This window comes from Qipengyuania sp. MTN3-11 (genome assembly GCF_042851825.1).
Classification (GTDB): Bacteria; Pseudomonadota; Alphaproteobacteria; order Sphingomonadales; family Sphingomonadaceae; genus Qipengyuania.
Genome location: NZ_BTGM01000002.1, coordinates 65462 through 82958, shown reverse-complemented (window position 1 = coordinate 82958; position 17497 = coordinate 65462). Strand labels below are relative to the sequence as shown.

Sequence of the window (17497 nt, the reverse complement as noted above, 5' to 3'; positions counted from 1 at the left end):
GAGAAGTCCGTTGTCATTCGCGCGTCGGGTGGTAGCTTCGGCCAGATATTTCGGGGAGCTATGTCCATGAAGCGTTTGGCGGGATTACTGTGCGGTGCGATGATGCTGGCGTCTGCGGCTGTGCCGACGGCGGCGGAGACGCCCGGTCGCGAGCAGATCGCGACGGTCGTCGAGCAGCAGCACGACGCCAATGTAAGAACTCTGCAGGAATGGATCGCGCTGCCGACCATTGCCGCCGAGAAGCGCAATGTCGTCGAGGGCGCGGAATACATGCGCCAACTGGCCCTCGACGCCGGTTTCCAGAACGCGCGGATCGTCCCGACGGACGGCGTGCCGGGAGTTTTCGCGACACTCGACGCGGGAGCACCGACCACCCTCGGCATCTATTTCATGTACGACGTGAAGCAATTCGATGCGGAGGAGTGGAGTTCGCCGCCGCTAGAAGGTGCGCTGGTGGAACGGCCCGGCGAGGGGATGACGATGGTCGGCCGTGGCGCGGTGAACCAGAAAGGACCCGAGACTGCTTTCCTGGCCGCGCTCAAGGCGATTCGTGACAGCGGGCGGAAGTTGCCGGTCAACATCGTCCTTGTTGCCGAGGGCGAGGAAGAGGTAGCCTCGACCAACTTCCACCAGGTCATTGCCGACCCGGAGGTCCAGGCGGCGCTGGCGAAGAGCATCGGCGTCTTCATTCCCTCTGCCGGACAGGGCAGGGACGGCAGTGCCAACATCACTCTCGGTGCCAAGGGCGCTGTCGAATTCCAACTGGTGGTCGGCGGAGAAACGTCGGACAAATACCCCAAGACCGATGTCCATTCCTCTAACCACGCCCGGATCGAAAACCCCGCATGGCGTTTGGTCAAGGCCCTCGACACGCTGGTCGCCGATGACGGTCACACCCCCGCGATCGACGGGTGGTTCGAAAACGTGAAGCCCTTGACGGACAGGCAAAAGCAACTGACTGCCGAGGGGGCGAAGCTCTATCCGGAGGCCGAAGCAAAGGCGCAGCTTGGCGTTGGGCGGTGGATCGACGACGAGGACTATGTCGCCAGTCTCGAGAGACTGGTTTCGCAGCCTACCGTGAACATCCAGGGTCTGGTGGCCGGCTACACCGGGCCGGGGGGGAAGACCGTCCTGCCCGGACGCGCGGAAGCGAAGCTGGAATTTCGGCTCGTCCCGGACATGACCAAGGAAGAAGCGGTTTCCAAGCTCGAGGCGCATCTCGCAAAACGCGGGTTCGACGATGTCCGCGTCACGGTTTCCGGTGGTTATGGCCCTAACGAGACGGACGAGGATAGTCTGCTGATTCGCGCGCAGAAGGCGCTCTTCGACAACATGGGTCTGCCCTACTCGATAACCGCCCGCAGCGCGGGGAGCTGGCCGGGCGTCATGTTCAACGGGCCGCCGCTCGGTCTCCCGGCCTCGCAGTTCGGCCTCGGCCGGGGCGGCGGCGCGCACGCCCCCGACGAATGGTTTCTGGTCGAAAGCGCCAATCCCGCGGTCAATGGCCTGGACGAAGCGGTGATGGCTTTCGTAGATTACCTCTACATCGTGGCCGAGGAAGCAACACAGACGCCCTAGCGTTGCATCGACATCTCGACCGGGCGTGCCGCGCTGGCGAACGGAAATTCATTCCCCCGGACAGGGCCGATAAGCAGCAGACAACTGCACTGGACGGGTGGCGATCTGCGGCCCGACCAGTAGAGCATGGCCTATCGCGAACTGGAACAGCAGGACCGACGCGCCCATGACCGACGCCTTGTACATCCGCCCCATCGGCTTCGCACCCGGTCCGCAGAGCGAGCATGGCAACGCCATCCGGCTGGCAGGCGGCATGGTCTACGCCAGCCGCTTCGCGGTGATCCTCCGGCGGGAGGGCAAGGTGGTCGAGCGCTGGCTCGCCTCGCCCGAAACGATGGCCGAGGTTTTGGGGCGGCTGCCCGACGATTGCGGCGCGGAGGGGGAGGCGCAATGGGCCAATTTCACCCTCGCTCATCCGCCGCTCGAACTGGGCGCGCGCACCGTACGGCTCGACCAGCCGCAGGCGATGGGCATCCTCAACGTCACTCCCGACAGCTTCAGCGATGGCGGGCGCTTCCTCGACGATCCCGAGGCCGGGCGTGCGCACGCCGCCGCGATGGTCGAGGCAGGGGCCGCCATCCTCGACATCGGCGGGGAGAGCACGCGCCCCCGGGCGCAGGCCGTGTGGGAAGGCGACGAGATCGAACGGGTGCTTCCCGCGATCGAAGCCTGCGTGGGCATGGGCGCGGCGGTCAGCGTCGACACGCGCAAGGCGGCGGTGATGGAGGCCGCGCTCGATGCCGGCGCGCATATGGTCAACGACGTCTCGGGCCTCGCGCACGATCCGCGCAGCGCCGAAGTGATAGCGGCGCGCGGCTGCCCGGTGGTGCTGATGCACGCTCTCGGCGCGGGCGGCGAGGATCTGCATGCGGGTGGCGAATACGGCAGCGTGGTGTTCGACGTGTTCGATGCCTTGCGCACCCGGCGCGATGCGGCGCTCGCCGCGGGGATCGCGCGTGAATGCATCCTGCTCGATCCCGGGCTCGGCTTCGGCAAGTCGCTCGCCGACAACACGGCGGTGCTCAACGCGCTGCCGCTGTTCCACGCGCTCGGCCACCCCTTGCTGCTGGGGGCCAGCCGCAAGCGGATGATCGGCGCGCTGTCGAACGAGGCGCCGGCCGTAGCGCGCCTGGGCGGCAGCATCGCGCTGGCGATGGCGGGGATGGACGCCGGGGTGCAATTGCTGCGGGTCCACGATGTCGGCGAGACCGTCCAGGCGCGCAACGTCTGGCGCGGCCTGCGCGACGCGGCGCTGACCGATTTCGCGGATCTGCCGGGGTAGCGGATTTCGGTCCAGCCAACTCAGGCCGCGTGGTCGATCCCCAGATCGCCGAGCTTGCGGTAGAGGGTGGAGCGGCCGATGCCGAGCCGGCGGGCGACCTCGGTCATCTTGCCGCGGTAATGGCCGATGGCGAGGCGGATGACGTCGGCCTCGATCTCCTCGAGCGCGCGCAGATTGCCGTCGTCGGTGTAGAGCATCACGCCGAGCCCGCGCAGGCGGCTCTCGCCCCGGTCCTCCATGTCGCCGAGCAGTTCGGCGAGTTGGGGGAAGCTGGTCGCGGTCAGCGATTCCTCCTCGCAGAACACCGCGGCGCGGAACAGCACCGCCTGCAGCTGGCGGACGTTGCCCGGCCAGTCGTAGGCTTCGAGCAGGGCAAGCCCGCTGTCGGCGATCGAATGGTGGACCAGCCCCGGCTGCTTGCCGATGTTGGAGAGGAAATGGCGAGTGAGCGCCGGAATGTCGGCGGTCCGTTCGCGCAGCGGTGGCAGCTCGATCCGCGTGCCGGCGAGCCGGTCGCGTAGCTCGGCGGAGAAGGTGCCCTGCTCCACCATCCGGTCGAGCGGCGCGTCGCTGGCGGCGAAGACGCGGACATCGACCTTGTAGCCGTGGGTCGCCCCGGTCGGGCGGACGATCCCGGTGGCGATGGTCTGGGCGAGCCGCGACTGCAGCGTTTCGTCCAGCCGGTCGATCTCGTCGAGCATCAGCGTGCCGCCGTCGCAGTTCTGGAGCGCGCCGACCTGGCGTTCGAACGCCCCGGCGAACGCCCCTTGTTCGTGACCGAACAGCAGCGATTCGATCGAACTCGCGGGAACCGCGCCGATGTTGACGATCCGCACGGGGGCCTTGGCGCGGGGGCTCGCGGCGAGCATCGCGCGCAGCAGCATGTCCTTGCCGGTTCCGGTTTCGCCCTCGACCAAAATGTGGCCGTGGCCGCGAGCGGCGGTGGCGGCCTTGGCCAGCGCCGTGCGGAAGCTCGCGGCGGTGCCCACCATGGCATCGAAGTCGAGGGTCGCGGGCATCTTCTCGGCGAGCGGCTGGAGTTCGTGGCGAGTGGTCTCGCGCTGGCTCGCGCCGCGCAGCGCCTGCAGCAGGCGCTCGGGCGCGACCGGCTTGATCAGGTAGTCGGTCGCCCCGGCGCGCATCGCCTCGACCGCGAGCAGCGGCGAGGTGCTGGCGGTGAGCATCAGCACCGGCACGGCGGGGCGCAACGCCTTGAGCTGGCGGATCAGCGAGCAGGCATCGTCGCCCGGCACCCACTGGTCGAGCAGGATGACGGAGACCTGCCGCCCCTCGGGCGTGTCGAGCATGGCGAGCGCGCCGTCGCAATCGCCGGCCACCAGCGTGCGATAGCCCTCGCGCGCGGCAAGCGCGGTCACCAGCCGGCTCTGCGCCGGCTCGTCGTCGATCAGCATCAGCAGGCGCGGTTCGATGGTCGCCATGGTGCGCGTGGTCTCCCTGGCCGGACGGTCCGGCTGGGCGATGGAATAGTGCGGAAGGGTAAAATACCGCTTAACTGTTTCAAATCGGGATCGGCACATGGCGGCGAACACGGTCTTGAGCGCGGCGGCGCGGCGCGATAGAGCGGTTGCCACATCAGCCGGTAGAGGCATCAATTCGGGGAACACGATGAGCACGGTGCATGATATGGAAAAGGCTTCGAAGACCTACGGGAGCTTCGTGGGCAGCCTGAAGTGGATCGTGCCGCTGCTGGCGCTGCTTGCCTTTATCGTCGTCGTCCTGATCTCGGGTTGAGCGGCGGGCCCTTGCGGATCGCCATCCTAAAGGAGCGCGCGCCGGGCGAAAGCCGGGTCGCCGCCACGCCCGAGACGGTCAGGAAATTCGCCGCGCTCGGCGCCATCATGGCGGTGGAACAGGGTGCGGGTGAAGGCGCTTCGATCCCCGATGCCGCATTCGCCGAGGCGGGGGCCGAGGTCCTTGCCGCCGAACGGGCGGTGGCGGGGGCGGACATCGTGCTCGGCGTGCAAGCGCCCGATCCAGCCGCGCTGGCGGGCGCGAAGCCGGGTGCCTGGGTCGCGGCCACGTTCGATCCCTTCCGCGAGGGCGAACGCGTCCAGGCCTATGCCGGCGCCGGGCTGGAGGCGCTGGCGATGGAGTTCATGCCGCGCATCACCCGGGCGCAGAGCATGGACGTGCTCTCAAGCCAGTCCAACCTCGCCGGCTACAAGGCGGTTATCGCCAGCGCGGACGAATACGGGCGCGCCTTCCCGATGATGATGACCGCCGCGGGCACGGTGCAGGCGGCGAAGGTCTTCGTGATGGGCGTGGGCGTCGCGGGCCTCCAGGCGATCGCCACCGCCAAGCGGCTGGGCGCGCAGGTCTCCGCCACCGACGTGCGCAGCGCGACGAAAGAGCAGATCCAGTCGCTGGGCGCGAAGCCGATCTTCGTCGAGAATGTCGCTGGGATCGAGGGCGAGGGCTCGGGCGGCTATGCCACCGAGATGAGCGAGGAATACCGGAAGGCCCAGGCCGAACTGGTGAGCGCGCATATCGCCAAGCAGGATATCGTCATCACCACCGCGCTGATCCCGGGGCGTGCCGCGCCGCGGCTGGTCAGCGACGCGCAGATCGCCAGCATGAAGCCGGGCAGCGTGATCTTCGACCTCGCGGTGTCGCAAGGCGGCAACGTGGAAGGCTCGGTCGCGGACGAGACGGTGGAGAAGCACGGCGTTAAGATCGTCGGCTATGCCAACACCGCCGGGCACCTCGCGGCGGATGCATCTGCGCTCTACTCGCGCAACCTCTACAACTTCCTCTCCGCTTTCTGGGACAAGGAGGCGGGCAGACCGGTGCTCGACGAGGAAATCGGCAATGCCGTGCGGCTCACGCAAGGGGGCAAGGTGGTGAACGAGAGGCTCGTCGCTTGAACGGAGGCCTTGCCCATCCTCCCCGGCACGGGGAGGGGGACCGCGCGAAGCGCGGTGGAGGGGAGTCAAAGTTCGTCGCGAGACCTGTAGTTTTGCGCGCGCGAAAGCTGCGCCGAGAGATGACCAAGCCCGAGCGGATGCTATGGCAACAACTCCGCCTGCGCCCGAACGGATACAAATTTCGCAGGCAGCGTCCCATCGGTCCATACATCGCCGATTTCTGCTGCCTGTCGGAGCGCTACGTCATCGAGGTGGACGGCAGCGCCCACGACAATTTCGACCGCGCAAAGTTCGATGACCGGCGCGTGGCATTCATGAAGGAAAACGGGTTCAGGGTCCTCAGGGTCACTGCCACCCGCGTGCTCGCGGACGCGGTCGACACCGCCGAGGCGATCGTCGCGCGGATGGCCAGTCCCCTCCACCGTCCTGCGGACGGTCCCCCTCCCCGTCCCGGGGAGGCTGGTTAGTGGACTTCATTTCGATCCTGTCGATCTTCGTGCTGGCGTGTTTCGTCGGCTATTACGTGGTCTGGTCGGTCACCCCGGCGCTGCACACGCCGCTGATGGCGGTGACCAATGCGATCTCGAGCGTGATCATCGTCGGCGCGCTGATCGCGGCGGCGGCGGCGGACGTGCCGGGGGCGAAGTGGCTGGGGCTGCTCGGCATCGTGCTCGCCAGCGTGAATATCTTCGGCGGCTTCGCGGTGACGGCGCGCATGCTGGCGATGTACAAGAAGAAGGAGAAGAAGTGATGCGTCGCCCTCTCCTTGCCGCGCCTTTTGCGATGCTGGCCGCACCCGCCCAAGCCGCGACCGGCGAGCCTGTGAACCCCTGGGTCGCGCTCGCCTATCTGGTGTCGGGTGTCTTCTTCATCCTCGCGCTGCGCGGGTTGTCATCGCCCGCGACGAGCCGGACGGGCAACCGCTTCGGCATGATCGGGATGCTGATCGCCGTGGTGACGACGCTGGTGACGCATTTCCCCATGCGCACCGAGGCGACAGGGCCCGACGCGATGGAACTCATCATCGACGGCGCGACGACGCTGGAAATCATCGCCGCCATCGCGATCGGCGCTATCATCGGCATCACCATCGCCCGTCGCATCGCCATGACCGCGATGCCCGAGCTGGTCGCGGCCTTCCACAGCCTCGTCGGGCTCGCCGCGGTGCTGGTGGGCTGGGCAGCCTATCTCAATCCAGGCGCCTTCGGCTTGCTGACCGACACCGGCATCGGCGCGGTGTCCAAGGTCGAGATGGGGCTCGGCATCGCCATCGGGGCGATCACCTTTTCCGGCTCGGTCATCGCCTTCGCCAAGCTCAGCGGCAAGATGAGCGGGTCGCCGATCCTCCTGCCGGCGCGGCATGTCATCAATCTCGGCACGCTGGCGGCGATCATCGTCCTCACCGCGCTGTTCGCGATGGCCGCACCCGAACAGACCCTGCCGCTGATCGTCGGGCTGACCGTGCTCGCCTTCGTGATCGGTTTCCTGCTCATCATCCCCATCGGCGGGGCGGACATGCCGGTCGTGGTCTCGATGCTGAACTCCTATTCGGGCTGGGCGGCTGCGGCGATGGGCTTCACGCTCGGCAATACGGCGATGATCATCACCGGCGCGCTGGTCGGCTCCTCGGGCGCGATCCTGAGCTACATCATGTGCCGCGCGATGAACCGCAGCTTCATCTCGGTGATCGCGGGGGGGTTCGGGGCGGACGACAGCTCTTCGGGCAGTGGCGAGGCGCGCGAACAGCGCCCCTACAAGCAGGGCAGCGCGGCCGATGCGGCCTTCATGCTCGAACAGGCGGAAAAGGTCATCATCATCCCGGGCTACGGCATGGCGGTGGCGCAGGCGCAGCACGCCTTGCGCGAGATGGCAGACATGCTGGAAGAGAAGGGCGTCGAGGTGAAATACGCCATCCACCCGGTCGCGGGCCGCATGCCGGGGCACATGAACGTGCTCCTCGCCGAAGCGCAGGTGCCCTACGAGAACGTCTTCGAGCTGGAAGACATCAATTCGGAATTCGCGCAGGCCGACGTCGCCTTCATCATCGGCGCCAACGACGTGGTGAACCCGGCGGCCAAGACCGACAAGAGCTCGCCAATCTACGGCATGCCGGTGTTCGACGTCGACAAGGCCAAGCAGGTGTTCTTCATCAAGCGCAGCATGGGCGGCGTCGGCTATGCGGGCGTCGACAACGACGTGTTCTACATGGACCAGACCATGATGCTGCTGGCCGATGCCAAGAAGATGGTCGAGGAAATCGTGAAGGCGATGGATTGATGCGCGCTCCCCTGATCCTGTGCGCCGCCCTGATGGCGAGCGGCTGCGTCCAGACGATCGCGGAGAGCCGGGTGCGCTCCGCCCTGGTCGAGGCGGGCCTCGGCCAGCGCGTCTCCGATTGCATGGCGGGCCGCATGGTCGACCGGCTGACGATCGATCAGCTGAAGAAGCTCGAACGGCTCAAGACCGGCGCGCGGGAGCGCGAGCCCAGTTCGGTCGGCGACTACCTGGCCCGGGTCCGCCGGGTCGGCGATGCCGAGGTGGTGGCGGTGACCTCGTCCTCCGCCGCGCTGTGCGCCACCGGTCTCGCCGACTGACGCCTCTGTCGCACGCCCCGCGATTGGCGGGTTGCTTTCAGCCACCCTTCAGGCAGAATATGCTGAAGGGAGAGTGACATGATCCGCACATTGACGATTTCCGCGCTGCTGTTGGGCGCTTCGCCGCTGGCGCCGTCCGTTCTTCTGGCGGCCACCCACACCGTCACGCCGGGCGAGGGCGCGCAGGAGCGGCTGCAGGAGGCGTTGATCCTCGCCGAGCCGGGGGACGAGGTGGTGCTCGAGGCCGGGCACTACGCGCTGACAGACGGGCTCAGCCTCGATGTCGACAACGTCACCGTGCGCGGCGCGGGGATGGACGAGACGGTGCTCGACTTCACCAGTCAGGCCGGATCGGGGGAAGGCTTCCTGATCACCTCCGACAACGTCACCGTCCGCGATTTCGCGCTCGAAAATCCCAAGGGCGACGGGGTCAAGTCCAAGGGCGCCGACAACATCGTCTACCACCGCGTCCGCGTCACCTGGACGGGTGGCCCGGACGCGACCAACGGCGCCTACGGCATCTATCCGGTCGAGAGCGAGGGCGTGCTGATCGACGGGGTCAAGGTCTCCGGCGCCAGCGATGCCGGCATCTATGTCGGCCAGTCGAACCGTATCACCGTGAGGAATTCCATCGCCGAGGCGAACGTCGCCGGAATCGAGATCGAGAACAGCCGCAACGCGCTGGTCGAGAACAACCTCGCCACCCGTAACACCGGGGGCATTCTGGTGTTCGACCTGCCCGACCTGCCGGTGATGGGCGGCGGCAACGTGGTCGTCCGCCGCAACCTCGTGGTCGCCAACGACACCGCCAATTTCGCGCCGCCGGGCAACATCGTCGCCAGCGTGCGGCGCGGCACCGGCATCCTGGTGATGGCGAACGAGAACGTCACGATCGAGGGCAACGTGGTCGACGGCAATCCCACCGCCGGGGTGATGGTAATCGCCTACACCCAGCCGTTCGAGGACGAGCGCTACAATCCCTACGCGCGCAACGTATCGGTCGGCGCGAACGTGTTCGGGCGCAACGGCTACGAGCCGCAGCTCGACGGCAGCGACCAATTGCTGGCCGCGTTCGGCGGATCGCTGCCGCCGATCCTGTGGGACGGCATTGCCCAGAGCGACACGGGGCTGCGGGTGGCGGACGGCATCGCCGGCTGGACCCTCGGATTGACGCGGCCCGGCCAGTCCTTCGGCGAGGCCAGCCCGGCGCCGCTCTCCGTGCCCCAGCCCGCCGACGCGACATGGGACGATGCCGGGATCGGTGCGCCTGCCGAGCTCGAGGACCGTCTGGGTTGACCCGTGGTGCTGCCATCCTTGCCGCGGCGGCTCTGTCGCTCGCCGGTGCGATGGCGGTCCGCGCCACGCCCCCGGCCGAGGTCGCGCAGGCCGTCGTCGCAGGCGACACCATGCCGCGCGTGCTGTCGGAATACGGCTTCTTCGCCGATGCGCCGGCGCAGGTTCCGGCGCGCAATGTCGTGCCCTACCGGCTCAACACCCCGCTCTATTCCGACGGCGCGGAGAAGCTGCGCTTCATCTATCTGCCCGAGGGCGAACGGCTTGCCGCCGATGGAGAAGGCCTGCTCGAATTCCCGGTCGGCGCGGCGATGATCAAGACCTTCGCCTTCGGCGAGGGTGCCGATCGCCGGCTGATCGAGACCCGCGTGCTGCTGCACCGGGCCGAGGGCTGGGTGGCGCTGCCCTATATCTGGAACGAGGAACAGACCGAGGCGACGCTGGCTCTGGCGGGCGGACGCAAGCAGGTCACGACGCCCGCGGGCGAAAGCATCAGCTACCGCATTCCCAACAAAAACCAGTGCAAGGAATGCCACGGGCTCCAGGGCGCGGTGGTGCCGATCGGGCCCAAGGCGCGCAACCTGTCTACCGAATGGCTGGCCGACATGGTCGCCGCCCGGCGCCTCGATGCCATGCCCGCCACGCACGACATGCTGCCGCTGTGGGAGAACCGCGACGCGGTCCCCGCCCGCCTTGCGGCGCGCGCCTACCTCGACGTCAATTGCGCGCATTGCCATCGCCCGGGTGCGACCGCGTCCAACAGCGGGCTCGACCTGCGCTGGGAACAGGACGATCCCGAGGCGCTCGGCGTGTTCAAGCGTCCGGTCGCGGCGGGCCGCGGATCGGGCGGCCACGAATTCTCGGTGGTGCCCGGGCAGCCCGGCGATTCGATCATGGTCCACCGCATGGACAGCGTGGAACCCGGGGTAGCTATGCCGGAACTCGGCAAGTCGACGGTCGACGAGGACGGGCTCGCGGTGGTGCGCCGCTGGATCGCGGAGATGGCGCCGAGCTGATTTCCTACGCGTGGGAGCGGTGCTAGACCCGGCGCATGACCGCCCGAGACCTCTCCTTCTACCACCCTGCGCGGCGTGTGGATGCGACCCCTGCGTTTCTTTCCCTTGGACAGTGTAACACCTGTAACACCGTTCAGTCCCTAAGCCGCGAAACTGAACGGGGACGGTGCCGATGAAGTGGGTGCTGCGGGGCCTCGCCGTCCTCTTCGGCCTCCTCTTCCTCGCCCTGATCGTCTTCCGGGTGGAGGACACCGATCCTGCGGCGATGCGGGCGAAGTACGGCGGCCCGCCGTCCGAATTCGTCACGCTGTCCGACGGGCTCGAGGTCCATTACCGCGACGAGGGGCCGCGGAACGCACCCGCCATCGTCCTGCTCCACGGCTCCAACGCCGATCTCCACACCTGGCAGCCCTGGGTCGACGCGCTGAAGGCCGATTACCGCGTGATCCGCTTCGACCAGATCGGCCACGGCCTCACCGGCCCGGCGATTGACGGCGATTACGCGCTCGATGCCTTCGTCGGCGATGTCGGGGAAATGGCCGACCGGCTCGGGCTCGAACGCTTCGTGCTGGCGGGCAACTCGATGGGCGGCGGGATCGCCATGGGCTATGCCATCCGCCATCCCGAACGGCTGGCGGGGCTGGTGCTGGTCGATGCGGGCGGCGCGCCGATCAAGCGTGAGGGCGGGGGCGGCAACATCGCCTTCACGCTGGCGCGCATTCCGGGGGTCAGTTCGCTGCTGAGCACCGTGCTGCCGCGGGCGATGATCGAGCGCAGCCTGAGCCAGTCGGTGTCCAACCAGGATGTCGTCACCCCTGAAGCGGTCGACCGCTACTGGGAACTGGCGCGCTATCCCGGCAACCGCGCCGCGACCGCGAAGCGCTTCGCCACCCCGCGCACCGCTTTCACCGCCGAGGAGATCGCCCAGGTCGACGTGCCGACGCTGGTGATGTGGGGCGAGGAAGATGCGCTGATCCCCTATGCCGCCGCCGAGTGGTACCGGGAGGCGCTCCCGAACGCCACGCTCGTCGCCTATCCCGGCATCGGCCACCTGCCGCACGAGGAGGCTCCGGGGCGAAGTGTTGCCGATCTGCGCCAGTGGCTTGCCGGTCTGGAGGCGATCGACCCGGGGGCGGAACCCCGCCCGGCCCCGGTCGTTGGGCGACAAACACGATAAGCGGCAATCATGAGGCGCGCCTTTGCGGCGTGCAGGGACACGGCAACAGGGAAGGGGCGCGCGGCCTTGCGGAAACTCGGACTGATCGGCGGCATGAGCTGGGTGTCGACCCGCGCCTATTACGAACGGATCAACAAGCTGGTGCAGAAGGAGCGCTCGCCGACCTCGAGCGCGCCGCTCCTGATCGAAAGCCTCGACTACGCGCCGCTCTATGCCGTCCACGACGATGAGGGCTGGGACCGCGCGGTGGCAATTCTCGGCGAGAGCGCGCAGCGGCTCGAGGGGGCGGGGGCGGAAGGCTTGCTGGTCTGCGCCAATTCGATGCACCGCATCTACGACCGGCTGGCCGAGATGGTCTCGATCCCGATCATCCATGTCGCCGACGAGACCGGCAAGGTAATGGAAGCGCGCGAGACGAAGAGCGCCGCGCTGCTCGGCACCCGCGCGGTGATGACGGAGAGCTTCTTCCGGCAGCGGCTTGTGGCTCACGGGGTCGACCTGCTCCCGCCGGACATGGACGACGTCGAGATGGTCGATTCGATCATCTACAAGGAGTTGATGCTGGGCAAGGTCTCGCGCGACGCCGAACGCGCCTTGAAGACCATCATCACCCGCAAGGAACAGGCCGGGGCGGAAGCGATCGTGCTGGCCTGCACCGAACTGGCGTTGGTGGTCGATACCGATGCCAACGTGCTGCCGGTGTTCGATACCACCGAGATCCACTGCCAGGCCGCGGCGGAGTGGATGCTGGAAGGCTGAAGCCCCGGGGTTGCCAATCTGTTCACGTTGCCGGGCCGGCGCGGCTCGCATAGGCCCGCCGGCGATGGACCGCGCCCCCTATGCCAGCGACCCCGCTCTCTCGCGCGGGCGGGAGTTCCGGACCGAAAGCGGCGCGGCCCGGGGCCCGCGCAGTGCCTTCCAGCGGGACCGCGACCGCATCATCCATTCGATCGCCTTCCGCCGGCTGCGTTCCAAGACCCAGGTCTTCGTCTCGCCCGACGGCGACCATTACCGCACCCGGCTGACGCACAGCCTCGAGGTCTCGCAGATCGCCCGCGTGCTGGCCCGCGCGCTGCGGCTCGACGAGGACCTGACCGAGGCGCTCAGCCTCGGCCACGACATCGGCCATCCGCCCTTCGGCCATGCCGGCGAGAAGGCCCTGTCCGAAGCCATGGCTCATGCCGGCGGCTACGATCACAACGCCCACGGGTTGCGCACGCTGGCGCGGATCGAGAGCCCCTATCCCGAACACGAGGGGCTGAACCTCACCTGGGAAACGCTGGAGGGGATGGCCAAGCACAACGGCCCCGTCGCCGCCCCGAACTGGGCTTTACGCGACATCGACGAGGCCTACCCGCTGGCGCTCGGCCAGTGGCCTTCGCTGGAGGCGCAGATCGCCAACGTCGCCGACGACATCGCCTACGACAACCACGACATCGACGATGGCTTGCGCGCCGGGTTCCTGACACTCGATCAGCTGCTCGCGCTCGACTTCGTCGCCGATCAGTGGCGCGAGGTGGAGCGGCGTTACCCGACCGCGCCCCGCGACCGGCAGCTGCGCGAACTGATCCGCACCCAGATCGGGCTGATGGTCAACGACGTCATCGCCCGGACCGGTGCCGAGGTGGGCGGGCTGGCGAGCGCGGACGAGGTGCGGGACGCCGGTCGCCAGCTTGCGGGCTTCTCGCCCGGCATGGCGGCGCAGGAGCGGCAGCTGAAGACCTTCATGTACGACAATCTCTACTACCACCCCGAACAGCTGGCGACGGCGGAAGGCGCCCGCGATGTCATCGCCCGGCTGTTCGTCGCCTACCGCCAGGACGAGACCACTCTGCCCCGCGCGTGGCGGGAACAGCTGCCCGCCGCCGATCCCGAACGCAGCCGGCACATCTGCGACTTCGTCGCCGGCATGACCGACCGCTTCGCCATCGAACAGTGCCGCCGCATCTACGGCATGGTGCCGGAAGGGCTCAGCAATGTCTGAACCGCTGCGGGTCGCGCTTGTCGGAGCGACGGGCCTGATCGGCGGCAAGCTGATCGAGGCCTGCGTCGGGCGCGAGGATGTCCGCCTTGCCGGTATCGCGCGGCGCGAAGCGGCGCTGCCGCCGGGTGCGCGGATGGAGATGTTCGTCGCCGAACCGGACAAGTGGAGCGAGGTCATCGAGGCCGTCCGGCCCAAGGCGCTGGTCTGCGCGCTCGGCACCACCTGGGCCAAGGCGGGGAAGGACGAAGAGGTCTTTCGCGCCGTCGACAAGGATCTCGTGCTCGCGGTGGCGCAGGCCGCGAAGGAACATGGCGTCGAACGCTTCGTCTCGGTGAGCTCGGTCGGCGCCGATCCGGCGGCGCGGTCCTTCTATCTGCGCGCCAAGGGAGAAACCGACGCCGCGCTGAGGAAGATGGGGCTCCACCGGCTCGACATCCTGCGCCCCGGCCTGTTGCGCGGCCAGCGGGACGCGGACCGCAGGGCGGGGGAGCGGCTGGGGATCATGGTGGCCCCGCTCGTCAACCTGCTGCTCCATGGCTCCTACCGGCGCTATCGGGCGATCGAGGCGGGCGAGGTCGCCCGTGCCGCGCTCGCCTTCGCCAAGCGTCCGGCGCAGGGCCGCTTCGTGCACGAGAACGACGCCATCCTGCGCGCGGCGAACAGTCTGGCGTTGCCATTGGAAGCGAGCGTTTGACGCGGCATCCCTGATCCTCGCTGCCTATGCGGTCGAGAAATCGCGGCTGGACTAACGTCCATCGCGTGGCATGATTGCCCAACGCGACATTGCGATCATTAAGGGAGGAAGAGAGGATGGCCGCACCGTCGCGCGATCTGATCGGTTTCGACGACTACATCCGGCATTGGGCGGAGCACACGCCCGAGCGCATCGCTCTAGAAGACAGCGAAACCGCGATCGGCTTCGCCGAGCTGGATAGGCGCACGCGCAAGGCCATCGTCCTGTTCCGCGAATTGGGCGTAGAGAAAGGCGATCGCATCGCCTGGCTGGGCAAGAACGCGACACTCTATTTCGAACTGTTCTACGCCGCGGCGCGCTGCGGGGCGGTGATGGTTCCGATCGGCTGGCGGCTGGCAATACCCGAGGTCGCCTTCATCCTGCGCGATACGGATGCAAAGCTGCTGTTAGCCGGCCCTGGCTTCGACGATGCGGCAAGGGCGGCCTGCACGGAGATCGCCAACCCGCCAGCGATCCTTTCCGCACGGGAGGCGGAGGCGCGTCTGGAAGCGCAGGAACCGCGGGACTTCACGCCGGCGGCTCCGGACGACGCGGTCCTCCAGCTCTACACCAGCGGCACCACCGGCAATCCCAAGGGCGCGGTGCTTTCCAACCGCAACCTCTTCGCCCTGCGCAAGCCGGGGGAGGAAGCGGGGGTTCCCTGGGCCGAATGGGACGATGATGAGGCCCTGCTGATCGCCATGCCCTGCGCGCATATCGGCGGGACCGGGCTCGGAGTGATGGCGATGGGGGCGGGTGCCCGCGCGATCGTGCAGGCGGAATTCACGCCGGACGGAGTACTCGACGCCTTCGAACAGGGGGCGACGCGGATGTTCATCGTACCCGCGGCCTTGCAAATGGTCGTTCATCATCCGCGAGCGAAGACGACCGACTTCTCCGCGGTCAAATACGTCTTCTATGGGGCCGCGCCGATCCCGCTCGACCTGTTGCGCGAAGCGGTGGCGACCATCCCCAATGCCGATTTCGTCCAGGTGTACGGCATGACCGAGACCACCGGTACGGTCGCCGCCCTTCCGGGCGAGGACCATGACACTGCGGGCAACCAGCGCATGCGATCGGCCGGCAAGCCGCTTCCCGGGACGCAGGCGAGAATCGTCGGAGAGGACGGCACGGAATTGCCACGGGGGGAGGTTGGCGAACTGGTGTTCCGATCCCCGTCGAATATGCTCGGTTACTGGAATTTGCCTGATGCCACCGCCGAGGCCCTGCGCGATGGCTGGATGCACACCGGCGATGCCGCCTACATGGACGAGGACGGCTACATCTACATTCAGGACCGGATGAAGGACATGATCATCTCCGGAGGCGAGAACGTCTATCCCGCTCAGGTCGAAAGCGCGATCTACGGCCATCCGGCGGTGGCCGAGGTCGCGGTGATCGGCGTGCCGGACGACACATGGGGCGAGGCGGTGAAGGCCTGTATCGTGCCCAGGGCGGGGGCCACAGTCGACGAGAGCGACGTCATCGCCTGGACCCGCGAGCGGCTGGCGGGGTTCAAGGTCCCGCGTTCGGTGGACGTCATCGCCGAAATGCCGCGCAATCCCTCGGGCAAGATCCTGCGCCGGGAATTGCGCGCGCCCTATTGGGCCGGACGAGACAGGCTGGTCAATTGAAGCGTCACGCACCTGCCGCGGCCCGCAATTCGCAGCCCATCGCCGAGGTGCTGGCGCGGGAATTGCCGGAGACGGGAACGGTGCTCGAGGTCGCGAGCGGGAGCGGGCAGCACGCCGTGTTCTTCGCGCGGACCTTTCCGCATCTCGACTGGCAGCCGAGCGATGTGGATGCAGACGCGCTCGCTTCGATCGATGCCTATGCGAGCGAGACCGGGCTCGCAAATCTGCGGCCCGCGGCGGTATTCGACGCTACCGGCCCGGATGCGCCGCTGGACCGGGCCGCGGCGATCCTGTGCATCAACATGGTCCATATCTCGCCGTGGTCGGCGACCGAGGGACTGTTCGGACATGCGGCCCGGATCCTGCCGACCGATGGCCCCCTGATCCTCTATGGCCCCTATCTGGAAGGCGACGTCGATACCACCGAATCCAATCTGGCCTTCGACGAGAGCCTGAAATCGCGCGATCCCGCATGGGGACTGCGCCGGTCAGAGGCCATCGACGAATTGGCGCGGAGCCGGGGGTTCAAGCGAACTGCGCGCTATGCGATGCCGGCCAACAATATCATTTTGGTCTATCGAAGGAGCGCGGGAGACTGACGCCGAAAACGAAAACGCCCGCCGATTGGCGGGCGCCTCCATTCGAAAAGTTCGCGACTTCAGATTTCCTCGTCGACCTCGTTCGCAGCGGATTCGAGGTCTGCACCGGCACCGCGCACGGTGTTGCAGGCGGCGGCGGAGAGGGTCATCGCGGCCAAACCGAGTGCCATCATGATCTTGCGCATAGAATTTTCCTTTCCCGAAGAGCCCCCGATGGGCGTCCAGAGGCAAAAACCGACCAAATGAATTCGAGTTCCCGCGACCTACATATCTGACAGTATGACGAACCTCATCGACGACTTTCTGTTTGCCAGCGATGCAGAATTGCTGGCCTTCTCGGGCATCGCATTGCTGGTCGCAGCAGCGATCGCGATGTGGATGGATCGCCGTCGCCTGAAGCGCGGAGAGATCGATCGGGTCGGCTGGGTGCCCTGGACCGGGCTGTTCCTGCTGCTGGCGGTATCCGGCGGAGGGATGCTGGCCCTAGCGTTGCCGGCGCTGTTGACCGGCGCGTGACCTCAGGCGGCTTCGGTGTCGATCGGTGCCTCGGCTTTGCCGGCCCGCGCACGCATCGTCCGGAAGGATTCGCTCAGCAGTTCGGTGAAGCGACCTTCGCTAGGACAGTTGCTATCGTTCACCGGTTCGGTCTTGATCCGCCTGCGCTCGAAGAAAATTCCGTATTCCATGATCGGCCCTTACATCGAGAGCCTCCGTAGCACCCT

The 17497-nt window shown here is 67.4% G+C and carries 20 protein-coding genes; 17 read left to right on the top strand and 3 right to left on the bottom strand.

Translation table 11 applies throughout. From position 1 onward, the window contains the following. Positions 1 to 66: 66 nt before the first annotated feature. Positions 67 to 1578: a M20/M25/M40 family metallo-hydrolase gene (locus ACGHN1_RS07625; RefSeq protein ID WP_390549979.1), complete on the top strand. Its 1512-nt coding sequence runs from the start codon at positions 67 to 69 to the stop codon at positions 1576 to 1578. Between the two features lie 166 nt (positions 1579 to 1744). Then, positions 1745 to 2860 carry a dihydropteroate synthase gene (gene folP, locus ACGHN1_RS07620; RefSeq protein ID WP_390549977.1) on the top strand — a complete coding sequence of 372 codons (1116 nt, stop codon included), beginning with the start codon at positions 1745 to 1747 and terminating at the stop codon, positions 2858 to 2860. Positions 2861 to 2880: 20 nt separating this feature from the next. Here folP and ACGHN1_RS07615 read toward each other — a convergent pair whose 3' ends face one another. Then, on the bottom strand, positions 2881 to 4299 hold the full coding sequence (locus ACGHN1_RS07615; protein ID WP_390550898.1) for a sigma-54-dependent transcriptional regulator: 1419 nt from the start codon (positions 4297 to 4299) through the stop codon (positions 2881 to 2883). Positions 4300 to 4486: 187 nt separating this feature from the next. On the opposite strand from ACGHN1_RS07615, the gene ACGHN1_RS07610 reads away from it, so the two are divergent. The 14 genes from ACGHN1_RS07610 (at position 4487) to ACGHN1_RS07545 (ending at position 16775) form a co-directional block, all read left to right on the top strand. Then, positions 4487 to 4612, top strand: coding sequence for a hypothetical protein (locus ACGHN1_RS07610; RefSeq protein ID WP_390549975.1), 126 nt, complete (start codon positions 4487 to 4489; stop codon positions 4610 to 4612). An 11-nt stretch (positions 4613 to 4623) separates the two neighbouring features. After that, entirely contained in the window at positions 4624 to 5745 is a 1122-nt protein-coding gene (locus ACGHN1_RS07605) for an NAD(P) transhydrogenase subunit alpha (protein WP_390550897.1), read from the top strand. A gap of 92 nt (positions 5746 to 5837) precedes the next feature. Beyond that, on the top strand, positions 5838 to 6212 hold the full coding sequence (locus ACGHN1_RS07600) for an endonuclease domain-containing protein (protein ID WP_390549973.1): 375 nt from the start codon (positions 5838 to 5840) through the stop codon (positions 6210 to 6212). Beyond that, positions 6212 to 6496, top strand: coding sequence for an NAD(P) transhydrogenase subunit alpha (locus tag ACGHN1_RS07595; RefSeq protein WP_006833497.1), 285 nt, complete (start codon positions 6212 to 6214; stop codon positions 6494 to 6496). Before ACGHN1_RS07600 ends, ACGHN1_RS07595 begins: the two co-directional genes overlap by 1 nt. A gap of 32 nt (positions 6497 to 6528) precedes the next feature. Next, entirely contained in the window at positions 6529 to 8022 is a 1494-nt protein-coding gene (locus ACGHN1_RS07590; RefSeq protein ID WP_390550896.1) for an NAD(P)(+) transhydrogenase (Re/Si-specific) subunit beta, read from the top strand. Beyond that, entirely contained in the window at positions 8022 to 8339 is a 318-nt protein-coding gene (locus tag ACGHN1_RS07585; protein WP_390549971.1) for a hypothetical protein, read from the top strand. The genes ACGHN1_RS07590 and ACGHN1_RS07585 overlap by 1 nt, the downstream gene beginning before the upstream one ends. Positions 8340 to 8417: 78 nt before the next feature. Further along, positions 8418 to 9635: a parallel beta-helix domain-containing protein gene (locus ACGHN1_RS07580; RefSeq protein WP_390549969.1), complete on the top strand. Its 1218-nt coding sequence runs from the start codon at positions 8418 to 8420 to the stop codon at positions 9633 to 9635. After that, on the top strand, positions 9632 to 10648 hold the full coding sequence (locus tag ACGHN1_RS07575; RefSeq protein ID WP_390549967.1) for an SO2930 family diheme c-type cytochrome: 1017 nt from the start codon (positions 9632 to 9634) through the stop codon (positions 10646 to 10648). Before ACGHN1_RS07580 ends, ACGHN1_RS07575 begins: the two co-directional genes overlap by 4 nt. 172 nt (positions 10649 to 10820) lie before the next feature. Then, entirely contained in the window at positions 10821 to 11825 is a 1005-nt protein-coding gene (locus ACGHN1_RS07570; protein WP_390549965.1) for an alpha/beta fold hydrolase, read from the top strand. A 66-nt stretch (positions 11826 to 11891) separates the two neighbouring features. After that, on the top strand, positions 11892 to 12584 hold the full coding sequence (locus tag ACGHN1_RS07565; protein WP_390549964.1) for an aspartate/glutamate racemase family protein: 693 nt from the start codon (positions 11892 to 11894) through the stop codon (positions 12582 to 12584). 64 nt (positions 12585 to 12648) lie between these two features. Further along, positions 12649 to 13809, top strand: a complete 1161-nt coding sequence (locus ACGHN1_RS07560; protein WP_390549962.1) for a deoxyguanosinetriphosphate triphosphohydrolase — start codon at positions 12649 to 12651, stop codon at positions 13807 to 13809. Then, positions 13802 to 14503, top strand: a complete 702-nt coding sequence (locus tag ACGHN1_RS07555) for an NAD(P)H-binding protein (RefSeq protein WP_390549960.1) — start codon at positions 13802 to 13804, stop codon at positions 14501 to 14503. The genes ACGHN1_RS07560 and ACGHN1_RS07555 overlap by 8 nt, the downstream gene beginning before the upstream one ends. 116 nt (positions 14504 to 14619) lie before the next feature. After that, positions 14620 to 16176 (top strand): long-chain-fatty-acid--CoA ligase, encoded by a 1557-nt coding sequence (locus tag ACGHN1_RS07550; RefSeq protein ID WP_390549959.1) that lies wholly within the window; start codon positions 14620 to 14622, stop codon positions 16174 to 16176. After that, complete coding sequence (locus tag ACGHN1_RS07545; RefSeq protein ID WP_390549957.1) at positions 16173 to 16775, top strand: DUF938 domain-containing protein; 603 nt, start codon at positions 16173 to 16175, stop codon at positions 16773 to 16775. The genes ACGHN1_RS07550 and ACGHN1_RS07545 overlap by 4 nt, the downstream gene beginning before the upstream one ends. A gap of 59 nt (positions 16776 to 16834) precedes the next feature. On the opposite strand, the gene ACGHN1_RS07540 is transcribed toward ACGHN1_RS07545, so the two are convergent. After that, entirely contained in the window at positions 16835 to 16960 is a 126-nt protein-coding gene (locus ACGHN1_RS07540) for a hypothetical protein (RefSeq protein WP_390549955.1), read from the bottom strand. A 94-nt stretch (positions 16961 to 17054) separates the two neighbouring features. Here ACGHN1_RS07540 and ACGHN1_RS07535 point away from each other — a divergent pair, with 94 nt between their 5' ends. Beyond that, entirely contained in the window at positions 17055 to 17291 is a 237-nt protein-coding gene (locus ACGHN1_RS07535; protein ID WP_390549954.1) for a hypothetical protein, read from the top strand. A 2-nt stretch (positions 17292 to 17293) separates the two neighbouring features. On the opposite strand, the gene ACGHN1_RS07530 is transcribed toward ACGHN1_RS07535, so the two are convergent. After that, positions 17294 to 17461, bottom strand: coding sequence for a hypothetical protein (locus ACGHN1_RS07530; protein ID WP_390549952.1), 168 nt, complete (start codon positions 17459 to 17461; stop codon positions 17294 to 17296). Positions 17462 to 17497: the final 36 nt, after the last annotated feature.